At 69.6% G+C, this 15,742-nt stretch carries 13 protein-coding genes; 5 read left to right on the forward strand and 8 right to left on the reverse strand.

Annotated features, from left to right (window positions below):
• Positions 1 to 29 precede the first annotated feature (29 nt).
• From DID98_RS01825 to gtdA, 4 genes are all read right to left on the reverse strand, one after another.
• The gene (locus tag DID98_RS01825; RefSeq protein ID WP_124519668.1) at positions 30 to 1,238 is read right to left on the reverse strand and encodes a 3-hydroxybenzoate 6-monooxygenase; all 1,209 of its coding nucleotides are present in this window, start codon (positions 1,236 to 1,238) and stop codon (positions 30 to 32) included.
• A 19-nt stretch (positions 1,239 to 1,257) separates the two neighbouring features.
• Positions 1,258 to 1,899, reverse strand: coding sequence for a maleylacetoacetate isomerase (gene maiA / locus DID98_RS01830; protein ID WP_124519669.1), 642 nt, complete (start codon positions 1,897 to 1,899; stop codon positions 1,258 to 1,260).
• 32 nt (positions 1,900 to 1,931) lie between these two features.
• The gene (locus tag DID98_RS01835; RefSeq protein ID WP_124485018.1) at positions 1,932 to 2,630 is read right to left on the reverse strand and encodes a fumarylacetoacetate hydrolase family protein; all 699 of its coding nucleotides are present in this window, start codon (positions 2,628 to 2,630) and stop codon (positions 1,932 to 1,934) included.
• 79 nt (positions 2,631 to 2,709) lie between these two features.
• On the reverse strand, positions 2,710 to 3,756 hold the full coding sequence (gene gtdA / locus DID98_RS01840; RefSeq protein ID WP_124519670.1) for a gentisate 1,2-dioxygenase: 1,047 nt from the start codon (positions 3,754 to 3,756) through the stop codon (positions 2,710 to 2,712).
• Positions 3,757 to 3,920: 164 nt separating this feature from the next.
• On the opposite strand from gtdA, the gene DID98_RS01845 reads away from it, so the two are divergent.
• Positions 3,921 to 4,865, forward strand: coding sequence for a LysR family transcriptional regulator (locus DID98_RS01845; RefSeq protein WP_124485020.1), 945 nt, complete (start codon positions 3,921 to 3,923; stop codon positions 4,863 to 4,865).
• 45 nt (positions 4,866 to 4,910) lie between these two features.
• Here the strand turns inward: DID98_RS01845 and DID98_RS01850 are convergent, their stop codons facing one another.
• From DID98_RS01850 to DID98_RS01865, 4 genes are all read right to left on the reverse strand, one after another.
• The gene (locus DID98_RS01850) at positions 4,911 to 6,200 is read right to left on the reverse strand and encodes an FAD/NAD(P)-binding oxidoreductase (RefSeq protein WP_124519671.1); all 1,290 of its coding nucleotides are present in this window, start codon (positions 6,198 to 6,200) and stop codon (positions 4,911 to 4,913) included.
• Positions 6,197 to 6,430, reverse strand: coding sequence for a 2Fe-2S iron-sulfur cluster-binding protein (locus DID98_RS01855; protein ID WP_011658575.1), 234 nt, complete (start codon positions 6,428 to 6,430; stop codon positions 6,197 to 6,199). The genes DID98_RS01850 and DID98_RS01855 overlap by 4 nt, the downstream gene beginning before the upstream one ends.
• 109 nt (positions 6,431 to 6,539) lie before the next feature.
• Positions 6,540 to 7,667, reverse strand: coding sequence for an FAD-binding oxidoreductase (locus DID98_RS01860; protein WP_124519672.1), 1,128 nt, complete (start codon positions 7,665 to 7,667; stop codon positions 6,540 to 6,542).
• Positions 7,664 to 8,596 carry a 4-hydroxyproline epimerase gene (locus tag DID98_RS01865; protein ID WP_124485087.1) on the reverse strand — a complete coding sequence of 311 codons (933 nt, stop codon included), beginning with the start codon at positions 8,594 to 8,596 and terminating at the stop codon, positions 7,664 to 7,666. Before DID98_RS01865 ends, DID98_RS01860 begins: the two co-directional genes overlap by 4 nt.
• Positions 8,597 to 9,209: 613 nt before the next feature.
• Between DID98_RS01865 and DID98_RS01870 the strand changes: the two genes are divergently transcribed.
• The 4 genes from DID98_RS01870 to ilvD all read left to right on the forward strand — a co-directional run bounded on the left by DID98_RS01870 (position 9,210) and on the right by ilvD (position 15,693).
• A complete protein-coding gene (locus DID98_RS01870; RefSeq protein ID WP_044842883.1) occupies positions 9,210 to 10,835 on the forward strand; it encodes an APC family permease in 1,626 nt (541 codons plus the stop codon).
• Between the two features lie 71 nt (positions 10,836 to 10,906).
• Complete coding sequence (locus tag DID98_RS01875) at positions 10,907 to 12,499, forward strand: aldehyde dehydrogenase (NADP(+)) (RefSeq protein ID WP_124519673.1); 1,593 nt, start codon at positions 10,907 to 10,909, stop codon at positions 12,497 to 12,499.
• Positions 12,492 to 13,514 carry an Ldh family oxidoreductase gene (locus DID98_RS01880; protein ID WP_124519674.1) on the forward strand — a complete coding sequence of 341 codons (1,023 nt, stop codon included), beginning with the start codon at positions 12,492 to 12,494 and terminating at the stop codon, positions 13,512 to 13,514. Before DID98_RS01875 ends, DID98_RS01880 begins: the two co-directional genes overlap by 8 nt.
• 319 nt (positions 13,515 to 13,833) lie before the next feature.
• Complete coding sequence (ilvD, locus tag DID98_RS01885; RefSeq protein WP_044842880.1) at positions 13,834 to 15,693, forward strand: dihydroxy-acid dehydratase; 1,860 nt, start codon at positions 13,834 to 13,836, stop codon at positions 15,691 to 15,693.
• Positions 15,694 to 15,742: the final 49 nt, after the last annotated feature.

Consider the following 15,742-nt stretch of genomic DNA (forward strand, 5'->3'; position numbering starts at 1 on the left):
GCGCGCCGCCGGATGCAAACCGAAAGGCGTCAGGCAACGGACTTCAGGCAGTTCTCCGCGCGCCAGCCGTGCAGCCAGTCGAGCGCGTCGTAGAACTGCGCCTGCGTGCGTCCGACCCACAGCGCGTTGCGCACCTGCCGCTCGACGCCCTTCGCGTGATAGATCCGCCCCATCTCGCGCGCCGAATACAGCACGCGTGCGGTGCGCGGAATCCGCACGCGCTCGTACAGCGCAAACGCGGCCTCGAAGTCGCCGTCGGTCTGCGCGACGGCCGCGCCGAGCGTCACCGCATCCTCGAGCGCCTGGCACGCGCCCTGCGCGAGGTATTGCGTCATCGGATGGGCAGCGTCGCCGAGCACCGTCGCGCGGCCCGCACTCCAGCGCTCGACCGGGTCGCGGTCGGCGGTCGCCCAGCGCTTCCACGACGTCGGCCGGTCGAGCATCTGCTTCGGCAGCGGATGGATGCCGTCGAAGTACGACAGCACTTCCTCCTTGCTGCCGTCGCGCACGCCCCAGGTTTCCTGCTCGCGGCTGTGGAACGTGACGACGAGGTTGTACTGCCGGCCGCCGCGCAGCGGATAGTGGACGAGATGGCAATGCGGGCCGGCCCAGACGACCGGCGCATTGATCTGCAGATCCTTCGGCATGTTGTCGACGTCGACGACCGCGCGATACACGACGTGCCCCGTCACGCGATGCGCGTCGCCGATCAACGCGTGACGGATCGCGGACTTCACGCCGTCGCAGCCGATCACCGCATCGGCGCGATAACGCTCGCCGTGCTGATCGATCACGGTCACGCCGTGGTCATCCTGCTCGAACCCGCACACCTGCGTGCTGGTCCGGAACTCGATCAGCGGATGATCCTTGACCGCCTCGTAGATCGACAGGTGGATGTCCGCGCGATGGATCACCGCATACGGGTTACCGAAGCGTTCGCGATACGCGGCGCCCGTGTCGACGCACGCGACTTCCCGCGCATCGACCGCATCCATCAGTTGCAGCCGGTCGGTAAACACCGCCCGGCCGCGCGCGGCCTCGCCGACGCCCAGCGCGTCGAGCGCGTTGAACGCGTTCGCGGCGAGCTGGATGCCCGCGCCGATCTCGCCGATTTGCGCGGCCTGCTCGAGCAGCGTCACGCGAATGCCCTGGCGCGCGAGCGCCAGCGCCGTCGCGAGCCCGCCGATGCCGCCGCCGATCACGAGTACGCGTCGGCCTGTGTTGTGTGTCTCGCCCATGTCTGTCTCCTGCTTCGTGTTACGCGATGTAGTCCGGTTGCCGCTGCGGCTGCGCTGCGTCGAATGCCGGCTCGCGCCGCGCGTGTTCGTGAATCGCCAGGCTGCGCGGATACGCGCTCAGGTCGCAATCCATCCGCAGCGCGTTCGCGACCTGCGGCACGAGGCATACGTCGGCGAGTGTCGGCGCCTCGCCGAAACACCACGGACCCGTGTCCGCACGCGCGAGCAGACGCTCGACGCCGGCCATCCCTTCCGCGACCCAGTGCCGGTACCACGCGCTCTTCTGCTGCGGCGTGACCTGCAGTTCGCTGTCGAGGTAGCGCAGCACCCGCAGGTTGTTGACCGGGTGGATGTCGCATGCGATCAGCGTCGCGAGTTCCAGCACGCGTGCGCGCTGCCGCGGTTCGAGCGGAATCAGCCGCGGCGCCGGACGAATCCGGTCGAGGTAGTCGATGATCGCGAGCGACTGGCCGAGACGGAAATCGCCGTCGACGAGCGCCGGCACCGACGCCGACGGATTCACCTGCGCGACGTAGCCGGCCTCGCGGTGCTCGCCCGTGCGGATGTTCACGGGCAGCGTGTCGTACGACAGTCCTTTCAGCGCGAGCGCGATGCGCACCCGATAGGACGTCGAACTGTTGAAGAAGCTATGCAGTTGCACGATGTGACCTTTCGAGGAAAGCGAGGCGCGCGTCAGACCACGTGCACGGCCAGTTCGCCGAGCCGCTCGACGCCGACCTGCATCACGTCGCCCTTGACCACCGCGCCGACGCCTTCCGGCGTGCCGGTGAAGATCACGTCGCCCGGTTCGAGGCGGAAGAATTTCGACAGGTCGGCGACCGTTTCCGCGACCGACCAGATCAGGTGCGACACGTCGCTCTTCTGCTTCGTCGCGCCGTTGACCGTCAGCCACAGGCCGGCCTGCTCGAAATGACCGACCTCGCTCGCCGGATGCACGGGGCCGATCGGCGCGGAACGGTCGAACGCCTTGCCGATTTCCCACGGCCGGCCCATCTCGCGCATCTTCATCTGCAGGTCGCGGCGCGTCATGTCGAGGCCGACCGCATAACCCCACACGTGCTCGAGCGCACGCTCGAGCGGAATGTCGGCGCCGCCCTTGCCGATCACCGCGACGAGCTCGGCTTCGTAGTGATAGTTCTGCGTCTGCGACGGATACGCGAGATCGAGCGTTTCGCCGTAGGCGACCGGCACGACCGAATCGGCCGGCTTGCAGAAGAAGAACGGCGGTTCGCGATCGGGATCGAAGCCCATTTCGCGCGCATGCGCCGCGTAGTTGCGGCCGACGCAGTACACGCGGCGCACCGCGAAGCGGGCGTCGCTGCCGGCGACGGGAAGCGCCACCGGCGCTTCGGGCGGGAAAACATAAGTCATGAACGGCTCCAGCGTAGGCATGAAGGAAGGAACGCGCGCCGCGTCGGCGACGCACGCAACGAAGCGGGGAAAACGGGCGTCAGTCGCGCGCTTCGCGCAGCAGGTTCAGCGCGGACAGCACCGGCCGGTCGGAATAGCTGAACAGCACGCTGTCGGACGACGCAGACAGCCGCACCGGCGCCCACGACGGCGCGACGAAGATGTCGTGCGGCTCGAACGCGAACGCGTCGCCGCCGATGTGCGCGGTGCCGCTGCCTTCGACGACGCAGTAGATCGTCGCGTCGGTGCTGCGATACGTGCGGCCGTCGAAGCCGGCCGGCAGGAACTGCATGAAGGTCGCGATCGTCGGCATCGGCCAGCCGCCCGTCGCGGGGTTCACGTAGCGCAGCTTCACGCCGTCCCACGCGTCGAGTTCGCCGTTGCGGTACAGCGCGTCGAGCGCGTCGCGGGTGCGCGCATACGGATAGCTGAACACCGGCGACGTCGGATCGCTCGCGCGATGCCGCACCGGCGCCATGTTGTGGCCGAAGCGCGCGAAGCTGTCGCCTTCCGCGCGGCTCACCGGCTGCTCGGCCATCGGATGGTTTTCGGCGAAACCCGCGTCGAGGTTCGCGACGAGCGGAATGTCGAGCCCGTCGAGCCACACGACCGGCTCGCCGCCGTCTTCCACCGCCGGATTGCCGTGGTCGTGCCACGCCCAAGACGGCGTGATGATGAAGTCGCCCGGATGCATCGTCGTGCGCTCGCCGTTCACCGCGGTCCATGCGCCCTTGCCTTCGACGATGAAGCGCAGCGCCGACTGCGTATGCCGGTGGCTCGGCGCGATCTCGCCGGGCAGGATCAGCTGCATGCCTGCGTACAGGGTCGGCGTCATGCTCGACTTGCCGGGCAGGCCCGGGTTCTCCAGCACCAGCACGCGGCGCACGGCTTCTTCCGCGCTGATCACGCTGCCGGCCTGCATCACCAGGTCGCGCACCCGTGCGTACTTCCAGATCGCGGCCTGCGCGGCCGGCTGCGGCGTCTTCGGCACGAGGTTGTGCAGCGATTCCCACAACGGGGCGAGGCGCTGCTCGGCGATCCGGGCGTAGTAATCAGCGCGCGACGTATCCGGGTGTCGGCTGGTCATGATGTCTCCTTGGGGCGGCCGATCGCGGTCGGCGCTGTGTCGGGTCGGGGACCGCGTGCCGCAGTCCGTTAGCGCATTTATATTCGACGCAGACATACCCGGTAAAATGGTGAAATCATCTAATCCATATTGATTCGGATATACCTTCCGATACGGAGCGTGCGATGGACTGGACCCACCGGCTGCGCTTGCGGCACCTGCAGGTCCTGCTGAGCCTGGCCAGCACGGGCAACCTGAGCCAGTCGGCGGCTGCGCTCGCGACCACCCAGCCGGCGCTGTCGAAATGGCTGAAGGAACTCGAGGAGGATGTCGGCCTGCCGCTGTTCGAGCGGCATGCGCGCGGCTTGCGGCCGACGGCCTACGGCGACGCGCTGATCGAGCATGCGCGCCGCGTGGAGGCGCAGCTCGACGTCGCGCGCGACGACATGGCCGCGCTGCGCGAAGGCGGCAGCGGCCTGGTCACGATCGGCACGTCGGGCGTCGCGGCCGCCGATACGGTGCCGCTCGCGGTATCGCAGTTGCTGAAGCGGATGCCGCGCGCGCAGGTGCGGCTCGCGGAGAGCACGATGAACCAGCTGATGCCGCAGCTCGCGCGCGGCGAGCTGGACATCGTCGTCGGCCGTTCCGGGTCCGCATCCGTCGATCCGCACCTTCACGCAGAAGCGCTGTACGTCGATCCGGTGGTGTTCGTCGCGCGGCCCGATCACCCGCTCGTCGGCACGGCATCCGTCGGCTGGGACGAGGTGCTGGCCTGCTCGTGGATCGTCTGGCCGCCCGGCACCCCCGTGCACAACGCGCTACAGGTCGCGCTGACGGCCGCCGGGCGCGTGCAGCCGCCGCATTGCGTCGAATCGAATTCGTCGATCCTGAACCTCACGCTGCTGAACAACACCGACCTGCTCGGCGTCGCATCGCATCGTGCCGCGCGGCGCTTCGAGCAATTGAACGCGATCCGCATCCTGCCGATGCGGCTCGAGGGCCAGGGCGCGGTGTCGATCTACTGGCATCCGGACAGCGCGAAGCGCGCGGCCGTGGCCGCCGCGATCGAGTGCCTGCGTGCCTGTGCGGCGCCGCAGGTGGGCGGATGGGAGAAAGTGAAGGCGGAGTGAGCGACGCAGCGACCCGGCGCGAACCGGGCGCTGCGCCGTGGCGCATCAGCCGCCGTCGCAGGACGCGATGTCGTCCAGCATCAGCGTGCCGACTCGCGCGGGCACGAGCGGCGTGCGCGGCACCGGCGGCGTCCAGCCGAACAGCGCCTGCGCGGCCGCGCCGCACACGCGGCCCTGGCATGCGCCCATCCCGCAGCGCGTCTGCAGCTTCGCGGCCGTCCAGCCCGGCGCAGGCGCGGCCGCGTCTGCGACCGCGTCGAAGCGCACGTCCTCGCAACGGCACAGCAGCGTGTCGGGCCGCGCGAGCTTGCGGATCGGCTCGCGTATCGCGAAGCGCTCGCGCACCGCATCCGCGAACGCCTGCCAGTGCGCACGCCGCGCAACCAGCGCGGCCAGCGGCGCCGTCTGTCCGGTGGCCGCATAGCCGGCGATCTCGCCTTCGACGATCGCCAGTTCGCTGCCGCCGACACCCGTGCACTCGCCCGCCGCGAAACAGCCGTCGCGGCTCGTGCGCTGATGCGCGTCGACCACCACCGCGCCGTTTTCTATCCGGCAGCCGAGGTGGCTCGGCAGCACGGTGTTCGGCACGAGGCCGAAGCCGCACGCGAGCCTGTCGCAGTCGACCTCGAACTCTCGCTCGCCCTGCCGGATCCGCACGCGTTCGAGCCGCTTGTCGCCGAACGCCTCGACGACGTAGGCATTGGGCCGGTAGGCTGCCGTGACGAGCTTCGCCGCCTGCGTGAGTTTCGACGGCCAGCGCCAAAGCCCCGCGCCGAAACCGGCCACGTCGCTCCACGCCGCCTGTTCGAGCACGTGCGACACCTGCGCGCCGGCCTGACGGGCCGTCGCCGCGCTCGCGAGCAGCAGCGGGCCGCTGCCGGCGATCACCGTGCGCTGCCCGCGCACGTCGAGGCCGTACTTGATCAGGGCCTGCAGGCCGCCCGCGCCGGTCACGCCCGGCAGCGTCCAGCCCGGGAACGGCAGCAGCAGCTCGCGCGCACCGCAACACACGATCAGCGTGTGGAATTCGAGCAGGAAGCCGCGCTCGTCGTCCTCGAGCAGCAGCGTGCCCGGCTGCGTTTCGGCCACGATGCGCGTGGCCGCAAGATGCGTGACGTTCGGCTGACGCAGCACGGCCAGGCGTTCCGCCGCGGCCGGCACCGGCATCGCGGCCGCCGCCTGGCGCCAGATCTGCCCGCCCGCGCGCGGATTGTCGTCGACGATCGCGACCGTCGCACCGCTTCGTGCGGCGGCCTGCGCCGCCGACAGCCCGGCCGGGCCCGCGCCGACGATCGCGACGTCGACGCTCAGTCTTTCCTGTTTCGCCGTGCTCATCGCGTGCGCTCCACCCGCATCCCGTCGCGGCACAGCGTCTGGCAGGCCAGGCGGCGGCGGCCGTCGATCGTCATCCTGCACTCCTGGCAGATGCCCATACCGCAAAACGGCGCGCGCGCCGCACCCGTGCACGACACGCGCGTCGTGTCGTCACCGCTCGCCGCGACGGCGGCCGCGACGGTCGCACCGTCGGCCACCGTCAGCGCGCGGCCGTCCAGATGAATGATCATGTGAGCCTCCGGCGGGCCGCCCCCGCGGGGGGCGCCTTGCATGGGACCGGGGCAAGCGCTGAAGCGCCAACTCCGGTCGATGGCGAACGAAGTGTGCGTGGGGGTCGTTTCATGTCAGCGCTCCAGCTACGGGGGACGTCGTCAGGAAACGTCCCGGCAAATACGGTTCGATGTCGATGGGCGGCCGCTCGCCGGTCATCAATGCGGCGACGAGCCGCGCGCTGCCCGGCGCGGTCGTCACGCCCAGCCCTTCGTGCCCGACCGCGAGCCATACGCCCGGCCGCGCCGGATGTTCGCCGAGCAGCGGCAGGCCGTCGGGGCTCGCGGAACGGAAACCCGTCCATGCGCGAATCCCGTTCAGATCGGCCAGGTCGGGCAAATAGCCGGCCGCGCGGCGCAGCATCCGCGCGAGCACCGGCGGCTCGATGCGCGCGTCCTCGGTATCGAACTGGCGCGACGAGCCGATCAGCAGCTGGCCGGTCGGCCGCGGCTGCACGTTGAACGCGACCGACGTGCCGTCGCTCGCATGCGCGCTCGCCGCATAGCCTAGTTCGACGAGCTGATGCGACACCCGGCCCGGATAACGATCGGTGATCAGCAGATGCCCCTTCTTCGGGCGCAGCGGCAACTCGGGCAACAGCGTGCGCGCGGCGACGCCGTTCGCGACGACCACGCGTTCCGCGTGCAGCGTGTCACCGCTCGCGAGCGTCACGCTCGGACCATCGACCGCCACCGCGCGCTCGCGCCGCAACGTGATGCCCGGCGCGCGCTGCAGCAGCCAGCTCGCGGCGACGGGCGCATAGAGAATCGCGTCGCCGGGGATCTTCAGCGCGCCGCCGAGGCCCGCGCGCAGCATCGGCTCGAGTTGCGCGAGCGTCGCCGCATCGATCAGTTCGCCCGCGACGCCATGTGCGGCGAGCGTCGCCTGCTTGGTGCGCGCGAGGTCCATCTCGCTGGAATCGGCCGCGAGCCACAGCGTGCCGCAGTTGCGGTACGCGCAGCCTTCCGGCATCTCGCCGGCGAGCGCGCGCCACAGCTCGATCGAGTAATGGCTCAGCGCGAGCTCCGCCGCGTTGTCGTCCATCGCGACGAGGTGCCCCATGCCGGCGCCGGTTGCGCCGCCGCTCGCGTCATCGACGACGAGCACGCGCAGCCCGCGCTGCGCGAGTTCGTGCGCACACGCCGCGCCGACGATGCCGGCGCCGATCACGACGACGTCGGTCCTGATTTCGCTCACGACACGATGCCCCAGCCGAACGGATCGTCTTCCTCGATCAGCAGCGTCGCTTCCGCGCTGAGGTGCGCGCTGCCGCGGATCGTCGGCACGATGCCGCCGTCGGCCTGCGCATAGCTCGCCTGGAACACGCTGCCGATCACGCTCGCCTGCCGCCACACGACGCCCGGCTCGAGCTTGCCGTCGGCCGCGAGGCACGCGAGCTTCGCGCTCGTGCCGGTGCCGCACGGCGAACGGTCGTACGCGTGGCCCGGGCACAGCACGAAGCTGCGGCTGTCGTGCTCGGGATCGTCAGCGAACAGTTCGATATGGTCGATCTCGCCGCCGTTCGCGCCGGTGATGCCCGCGCGCTCGAGCCCCGCGCGCACCGCGGACGAATAGGCGGTAAGCGCCGCAACGTTGTCGCCGGCCACGCGCTGGCCGTGATCGCTGATCAGGAAGAACCAGTTGCCGCCCCACGCGATGTCGCCCTTCACGGGGCCGTAGCCCGGCACGTCGACATCGACGGCCTTCGCATGGCGATACGCGAGCACGTTGCGCACGCTGACCGACAGGTCGTCGTGCAGCGTCGCCTCGACGGTGCCGACCGGCGTTTCGATCCGGTGCACACCCGGCTCGATGCGGCCCATGTGATGCAGCGTGCGCACGACGCCGATCGTGCCGTGCCCGCACATTCCGAGATAGCCGCTGTTGTTGAAGAAGATCACGCCGGCCGCCGCCTCCGGCGACACGGGCTCGCACAGCAGCGCGCCGACCAGCACGTCGCTGCCGCGCGGCTCGAGAATGCACGCGGTGCGATAGCGATCATGCTCGCGCGCGAGCACGTCGCGGCGCTCGGCCATCGTGCCGTTGCCGAGCGAGGGGAAACCGGACACGACGAGCCGCGTGGGTTCGCCGCCCGTGTGCGAATCGATGATCTGGATGCGCTTCATCATGAGCCGTCCGATGTGGGGAAAAGAGCATAGCTTCCTCCGTCGCGCGTCCGTCCGCTTGTGGCTTTTCGATAAGGACGGCGACGAAATCGGCATAGTGCGAAGCACCCTTCGCGGCCCTTCCGGCCACTATGCCGATTTCGTCATTTTGCTCCGCGATCCGGCTCAAGCGTGATGGGTGTTTGCACGGCGATACTGGTTGCACGTCGACACGCCTGTCGTCGACCGATACGAAGCAGGAGATTGCAGTGAGCCGAAACGCCATCCAGCGGACCGGAGTTTTCCCCGCCCTCAGCAACCGGTTCGCACCGGGCGCTTCCATCGCTTTCGACGCCGCGCGCCGCGCCGATCGGAATCGGGCGAACCGCTGACCGCGCCGACCGATTTCCCCCCCGGCGGTGCAACGGCATCCCCCGTCGCATCGCCGCTTCCGGTCCGGCATGGCTCGCGCGGGCCGTTCGCTGCGGCGCCAACCCGCGCCGCGCATGAACGGCCCCCGGCCCGCGCCGGTCGCTCGAACCGGTCGCACGCCGGCCGGCAGGTGTTGCGCCGCTGCCCCGTCGGAGCGCAGCGCAAGCCACACCTGCACCGATATTTCCCAGGAGACAAACCCATGCCAGGCCAAGGCAACACACACCCGTCCGTCCCGCTTTCCCGTTCCGTGCCCGCCGACGGCGGTCACGGCAAATTCAAGAAGCAGTTGTCGCTGACCGACCTGACGTTCATCGGCCTCGGCGCGATTTTCGGTTCGGGGTGGCTGTTCGCCGCGAGTCACGTGTCGACGATCGCCGGCCCGGCCGGCATCTTCTCGTGGCTGCTCGGCGGCTTCGCGGTGCTGCTGCTCGGTATCGTCTACTGCGAGCTCGGCGCCGCGCTGCCGCGCGCGGGCGGCGTGGTCCGCTACCCGGTGTTCTCGCACGGCCCGCTGCTCGGCTACCTGATGGGCTTCATCACGCTGATCGCGTTCTCGAGCCTGATCGCGATCGAAGTGGTCGCCGCGCGCCAATATGCGGCCGCGTGGTTTCCCGGTCTCACCAAGGCCGGCTCGAGCGACCCGACCACGCTCGGCTGGCTCGTGCAGGCCGCGCTGCTGTGCTTGTTCTTTTACCTGAACTATTCGAGCGTGAAGACGTTCGCGAAGGCGAACAACATCATCAGCATCTTCAAGTTCATCGTGCCGCTGTCGGTGATCGCGGTGCTGTTCACGTTCTTCAAGCCCGCCAACCTGACCATGCACGGCTTCGCGCCGTTCGGCATGCCGGGCATCGAGATGGCCGTGTCGGCCGGCGGCATCATCTTCGCGTACCTCGGCCTCACGCCGATCGTGTCGGTCGCGAGCGAAGTGCGCAATCCGCAGCGCACGATCCCGATCGCGCTGATCCTGTCGATCCTGCTGTCCACGCTGATCTACGTGCTGCTGCAGCTCGCCTTCATCGGCAGCATCCCGACCGACATGCTCGCCGCCGGCTGGCACGACGTGAGCAAGGCCTTCTCGCTGCCGTACCGCGACATCGCGCTCGCACTCGGCGTGGGCTGGCTCGCGGTGATGGTGGTGGCCGACGCGATGATCTCGCCGAGCGGCTGCGGCAACATCTACATGAACGCGACGCCGCGCGTCGTCTACGGCTGGGCGAAGACGGGCACGTTCTTCAAGGTGTTCACGCGTGTCGACGAAGCGTCGGGCATCCCGCGCGCGGGCCTGTGGCTCACGTTCGGCCTCGCGATCTTCTGGACCATGCCGTTCCCGTCGTGGGAAGCGCTGATCAACATCGTGTCGGCCGCGCTCGTGCTGAGCTACGCGGTCGCGCCCGTGTCGGTCGCCGCGCTGCGCCGCACCGCGCCCGGCCTGCCGCGGCCGTTCCGCGCGGTGGCGTTCGGCATCACCGGCCCCGCGTCGTTCGTGATCGCCGCGCTGATCGTCTACTGGTCGGGCTGGAGCACGGTGTCCTGGCTGCTCGGCCTGCAGATCGTGATGTTCGTGATCTATCTCGCGTGCCGCCGCTGGGTGCCGACCGCGCACCTGAGCATCGCCGAACAGGTGCGCTCGTCCGCGTGGCTGATCGCGTTCTACGCGGCCATGATCGTGCTGTCGTACTTCGGCGGCTTCGGCGGCACGGGCCAGCTCGCGCATCCGTACGACACGGTCGTCGTCGCGGCCGTCGCGCTCGTGATCTTCTACTGGGGCGCCAACACCGGCATCCGTTCCGACAAGCTGCAGCTCGAAGACGACGAAGACTGACGCACCCGCTTTCCCCTTTCCACTCCGGCCGGGCGCATCACGTCCGGCCCCGCATTTTCCGAGGAAGAACCATGCAACTCACAGGTCAGCTCCTGATCGGCCAGTCGGCCGTCGCCGGACAGAACGGCACCCTTCACGCGATCGCCGCCGCGACCGGCGAACCGCTCGAGCCCGCGTTCGGCGGCGCGAGCCTGCACGACCTGGAGACGGCCTGCGCGCTCGCAGACGAAGCCTTCGACACGTATCGCGAAACGGGCCCCGAGCAACGCGCCGCGTTTCTCGACGCGATCGGCCGCAACATCATGGCGCTCGGCGACGACCTGATCGAGCGCTGCGTCACCGAAACGGGGCTGCCGCGCGCACGCATCGAAGGCGAACGCGGCCGCACGGTTGGCCAGCTCGCGCTGTTCGCGTCGCTCGTGCGCGACGGCGGCTACGTCGATGCGCGCATCGACCCGGCCCGCCCCGACCGCAAGCCGCTGCCGCGCGTCGACCTGCGCCTGCGCAACGTCGCGATCGGGCCGGTCGCCGTGTTCGGCGCGTCGAACTTCCCGCTCGCGTTCTCGGTCGCGGGCGGCGATACGGCATCGGCACTCGCGGCCGGCTGCCCGGTGATTGTCAAGGCGCACTCCGCGCACCCGGGCACGTCCGAGCTCGTCGGCCGTGCGATCCAGCAGGCCGTGCGCGAATGCGGGCTGCCGGCCGGCGTGTTCTCGCTGCTGTTCGATGCGTCGCGTGAAATCGGCCAGGCGCTCGTCGCCGATCCGCGCATCAAGGCCGTCGGTTTCACCGGCTCGCGCCGCGGCGGCGTCGCGCTGATGAACATCGCGGCCGCGCGCCACGAGCCGATTCCGGTCTATGCGGAAATGAGCTCGATCAACCCGGTGCTGCTGTTCCCGGCCGCGCTCGACGCGCGCCACGACACGATCGCGCCGCAGTTCGTCGCGTCGCTCGCCCTCGGCGCCGGCCAGTTCTGCACGAACCCGGGCCTCGTGCTCGCGGTCGACGGCCCCGCGCTGCGCGCGTTCGAAGCCGCGGCGGCCACCGCCGTGCAGGCGACCGCCGCGCAGACGATGCTGACGCCGCACATCCACGCGAGCTATGCGCAAGGCGTGGCCACCCTGCGCGCGCACGACGCGGTCGAGTTGCTCGCGGAAGGCGTGGAAGGCGGCCGCTACCAGGCGCGCGCGGCGCTGTTCGCGACGTCGGCGGACGCGTTCATCGCCCACCCCGAACTGCGCGACGAAGTGTTCGGCCCCGCGTCGCTGATCGTGCGCTGCCCGGATGCCGACACGCTGCATCACGTGCTGAAGTCGCTCGAAGGCCAGCTGACCATCGCCGCGCATCTCGCCGACGGCGACGCCGCGCTGTTCGCCGCGCTGCGCCCGACGCTCGAGCGCAAGGCCGGCCGCATTCTCGTCAACGGCTTCGGCACGGGCGTCGAGGTCGGTCATGCGATGGTGCACGGCGGCCCGTTCCCGGCCACGTCCGACACGCGCACGACGTCGGTCGGCGCACGCGCGATCGAGCGGTTCCTGCGCCCCGTGTCGTACCAGGACGTGCCGGACGCGCTGCTGCCGGACGCCATCCGCAACGGCAACCCGCTGAACGTGCCGCAACGCATCGACGGCGTGCCCGCGCCGCGGGAAGCGCGCGATGTCTGAGCCGCTCGCCGAAGTCGTCCTGTCGCTCGACGAGGTGTACGCACTCGCGCTACGGGTGCTGACGCACCACGGGATGTCCGCTGCGCACGCGCAGGCGATCGCCAGCGTGATCACGCAGGGCCAGCGCGACGAGTGCCACTCGCACGGCGTGTACCGGCTGCTCGTGTGCGTGCGCTCGCTGAAGAAAGGCAAGGTCGATCCGCAGGCGGTGCCGACGCTGCGCCGGCTGTCGTCGTCGATCGTCTCGGTCGACGCGCATCGCGGCTTCTCGTTGCTGAGCTTCGAGACCGGCCTGCCGGTGCTCGTCGAGATGGCGAAGCAGCACGGGATCGCCGCGATGACGATCAACCGCTGCTACCACTTCTCGGCGCTGTGGCCCGAGGTCGAGGCGATCGCCGCCGAGGGGCTGGCCGGCATCGCGATGAACCCGAGCCACAGCTGGGTCGCGCCGGAAGGCGGCCGCGAACCGGTGTTCGGCACCAACCCGATCGCATTCGCGTGGCCGCGCCCGGACGGCGTGCCGTTCGTGTTCGATTTCGCGACCAGCGCGATCGCGCGCGGCGACATCGAGCTGCATGCGAAACAGGGGAAGGCGATCCCGCCGCACTGGGCGATCGACGCCGATGGCCAGCCGACCACCGACCCGAAGGCCGCGCTGCAGGGTGCGATGCGCACCTTCGGCGGGCACAAGGGTTCGGCGCTCGCGGCGATGGTCGAACTGCTCGGCGGCGCGCTGATCGGCGACATGACGAGCCAGGAGTCGATGGATTTCGACGAAGGCGTCGGCGCGACGCCGTGCCACGGCGAACTCGTGATCGCGTTCGACCCGAAGGTGTTCCTCGGCGACGAGCTCGACGCGGGCCTCGCGCGCGGAGAGCGGATGTTCGCGTCGATCACCGGGCAAGGCGCGCGGCTGCCGTCGCAACGGCGCTTCGATGCCCGCGCGCGCAGCATCGCGCACGGCGTGCGGATTCCGCAGGCGCTGTACGACGAAATCCTGACGCTGCTCGACTGACGCGCGATCGGCGGGTACGGCGCACGGCTTCATCGTCGGCAGAACGGGCGATGACGCCGCCGCCCGGCTCCGCCGGCGATGGCCGGCGTCCGCCTTCGTGCCTGGTGCGCCCGGTTCGCCTTCACGCTCGGCGCACCGAAGCGCTGTCCGGCGCACCACGCCACCCGCGCCCTCGCCCGCGGGCGCCGCACGCCCGGCGGCTGTGGGATAATCGCCGAGTTTGCCCAGGGCGCAGCTCAAGAGGTTGTTCGCACGGGCGCGCGAGAGGCCTTTATTCCCGTGCCTCCACCCTTTTCCGCGATATTTCTTCAGCCATACCATGCCCACATACCGTTCCAAAACTTCCACCGCCGGCCGCAACATGGCAGGTGCGCGCTCGCTGTGGCGCGCCACCGGCATGAAAGACGACGATTTCTCGAAGCCGATCATCGCGGTCGTCAACTCGTTCACGCAGTTCGTGCCCGGGCACGTGCACCTGAAGGATCTCGGCCAGCTCGTCGCGCGCGAGATCGAGGCCGCCGGCGGCGTCGCGAAGGAATTCAACACGATCGCGGTCGACGACGGCATCGCGATGGGCCATGACGGCATGCTCTACTCGCTGCCGAGCCGCGACATCATCGCCGACTCGGTCGAGTACATGGTGAACGCGCACTGCGCGGACGCGATGGTCTGCATCTCGAACTGCGACAAGATCACGCCGGGGATGCTGATGGCCGCGATGCGCCTGAACATCCCGGTGATCTTCGTGTCGGGCGGCCCGATGGAAGCCGGCAAGACGCGACTCGCGAACCCGGTCACCAAGGCCATCGAACTGAAGAAGCTCGACCTCGTCGACGCGATGGTGATCGCGGCCGACCAGTCGTATTCGGATGCCGACGTCGCCGAAGTCGAACGTTCGGCGTGCCCGACCTGCGGTTCGTGCTCGGGCATGTTCACCGCGAACTCGATGAACTGCCTGACCGAAGCGCTCGGCCTGTCGCTGCCCGGCAACGGCACGGTCGTCGCGACGCACGCCGATCGCGAGCAGCTGTTCAAGCGCGCCGGCCGCCGCATCGTCGAGCTGACCCGCCAGCACTACGAGCAGGACGACCTGCGCGTGCTGCCGCGCTCGGTCGGCTTCAAGGCGTTCGAGAACGCGATGACGCTCGACATCGCGATGGGTGGTTCGACCAACACGATCCTGCACCTGCTGGCGATCGCGCAGGAAGCCGGCATCGACTTCACGATGAAGGACATCGATCGCCTGTCGCGCAGCGTGCCGCAGCTGTGCAAGGTCGCGCCGAACACGAACAAGTACCACATCGAGGACGTGCACCGTGCCGGCGGCATCATGGCGATCCTCGGCGAGCTCGACCGCGCCGGCAAGCTGCACACCGACGTGCCGACCGTGCACGCGCCGTCGCTGAAGGACGCGCTCGACCAGTGGGACATCGTCCGCACCGAAGACGAAGCGGTCCGCACGTTCTACCTGGCCGGCCCGGCCGGGATCCCGACGCAGGTCGCGTTCAGCCAGGACACGCGCTGGCCGAGCCTCGACCTCGACCGCGCCGAAGGCTGCATCCGCTCGTACGAGCATGCGTTCTCGAAGGAAGGCGGCCTCGCCGTGCTGACCGGCAACATCGCGCTCGACGGCTGCGTGGTGAAGACGGCCGGCGTCGATGAAAGCATCCTCGTGTTCGAGGGCTCGGCCCACGTGACCGAGTCGCAGGACGAAGCGGTCGAGAACATCCTGAACGACAAGGTCAAGGCCGGCGACGTCGTGATTGTCCGCTACGAAGGCCCGAAGGGCGGCCCCGGCATGCAGGAAATGCTGTACCCGACGAGCTACATCAAGTCGAAGGGCCTCGGCAAGGCATGCGCGCTGCTGACCGACGGCCGCTTCTCGGGCGGCACGTCGGGCCTGTCGATCGGTCACTGCTCGCCGGAAGCGGCGGCGGGCGGCGCGATCGGCCTCGTGCGCGACGGCGACAAGATCCGCATCGACATCCCGAACCGCACGATCGACGTGCTCGTTTCGGACGAGGAGCTCGCACGGCGCCGCGAGGAGCAGAACGCGAAGGGCTGGAAACCGGCGCAACCGCGCCCGCGCAAGGTGTCCGCCGCGCTGAAGGCCTATGCGAAGCTGGTGATGTCGGCCGACAAGGGCGCCGTGCGCGACCTGTCGCTGCTCGACGACTGACGCGCGGCGGCGGGCCGCACGACGGGCCCGCCCGCCTCGATCGGGAGCC

This window comes from Burkholderia sp. Bp8984 (assembly GCF_003853755.1).
Classification (GTDB): Bacteria; Pseudomonadota; Gammaproteobacteria; order Burkholderiales; family Burkholderiaceae; genus Burkholderia.

What these genes read in the sequence shown, in the direction of transcription:
- DID98_RS01825 (WP_124519668.1), bottom strand. Translation starts at nt 1,238, where the DNA reads ATGGGCGAGACACACAACACAGGCCGACGCGTACTCGTGATCGGCGGC.
- DID98_RS01835 (WP_124485018.1), bottom strand. Translation starts at nt 2,630, where the DNA reads ATGACTTATGTTTTCCCGCCCGAAGCGCCGGTGGCGCTTCCCGTCGCC.
- gtdA (WP_124519670.1), bottom strand. Translation starts at nt 3,756, where the DNA reads ATGACCAGCCGACACCCGGATACGTCGCGCGCTGATTACTACGCCCGG.
- DID98_RS01845 (WP_124485020.1), top strand. Translation starts at nt 3,921, where the DNA reads ATGGACTGGACCCACCGGCTGCGCTTGCGGCACCTGCAGGTCCTGCTG.
- DID98_RS01850 (WP_124519671.1), bottom strand. Translation starts at nt 6,200, where the DNA reads ATGAGCACGGCGAAACAGGAAAGACTGAGCGTCGACGTCGCGATCGTC.
- DID98_RS01855 (WP_011658575.1), bottom strand. Translation starts at nt 6,430, where the DNA reads ATGATCATTCATCTGGACGGCCGCGCGCTGACGGTGGCCGACGGTGCG.
- DID98_RS01865 (WP_124485087.1), bottom strand. Translation starts at nt 8,596, where the DNA reads ATGAAGCGCATCCAGATCATCGATTCGCACACGGGCGGCGAACCCACG.
- DID98_RS01870 (WP_044842883.1), top strand. Translation starts at nt 9,210, where the DNA reads ATGCCAGGCCAAGGCAACACACACCCGTCCGTCCCGCTTTCCCGTTCC.
- DID98_RS01875 (WP_124519673.1), top strand. Translation starts at nt 10,907, where the DNA reads ATGCAACTCACAGGTCAGCTCCTGATCGGCCAGTCGGCCGTCGCCGGA.
- DID98_RS01880 (WP_124519674.1), top strand. Translation starts at nt 12,492, where the DNA reads ATGTCTGAGCCGCTCGCCGAAGTCGTCCTGTCGCTCGACGAGGTGTAC.
- ilvD (WP_044842880.1), top strand. Translation starts at nt 13,834, where the DNA reads ATGCCCACATACCGTTCCAAAACTTCCACCGCCGGCCGCAACATGGCA.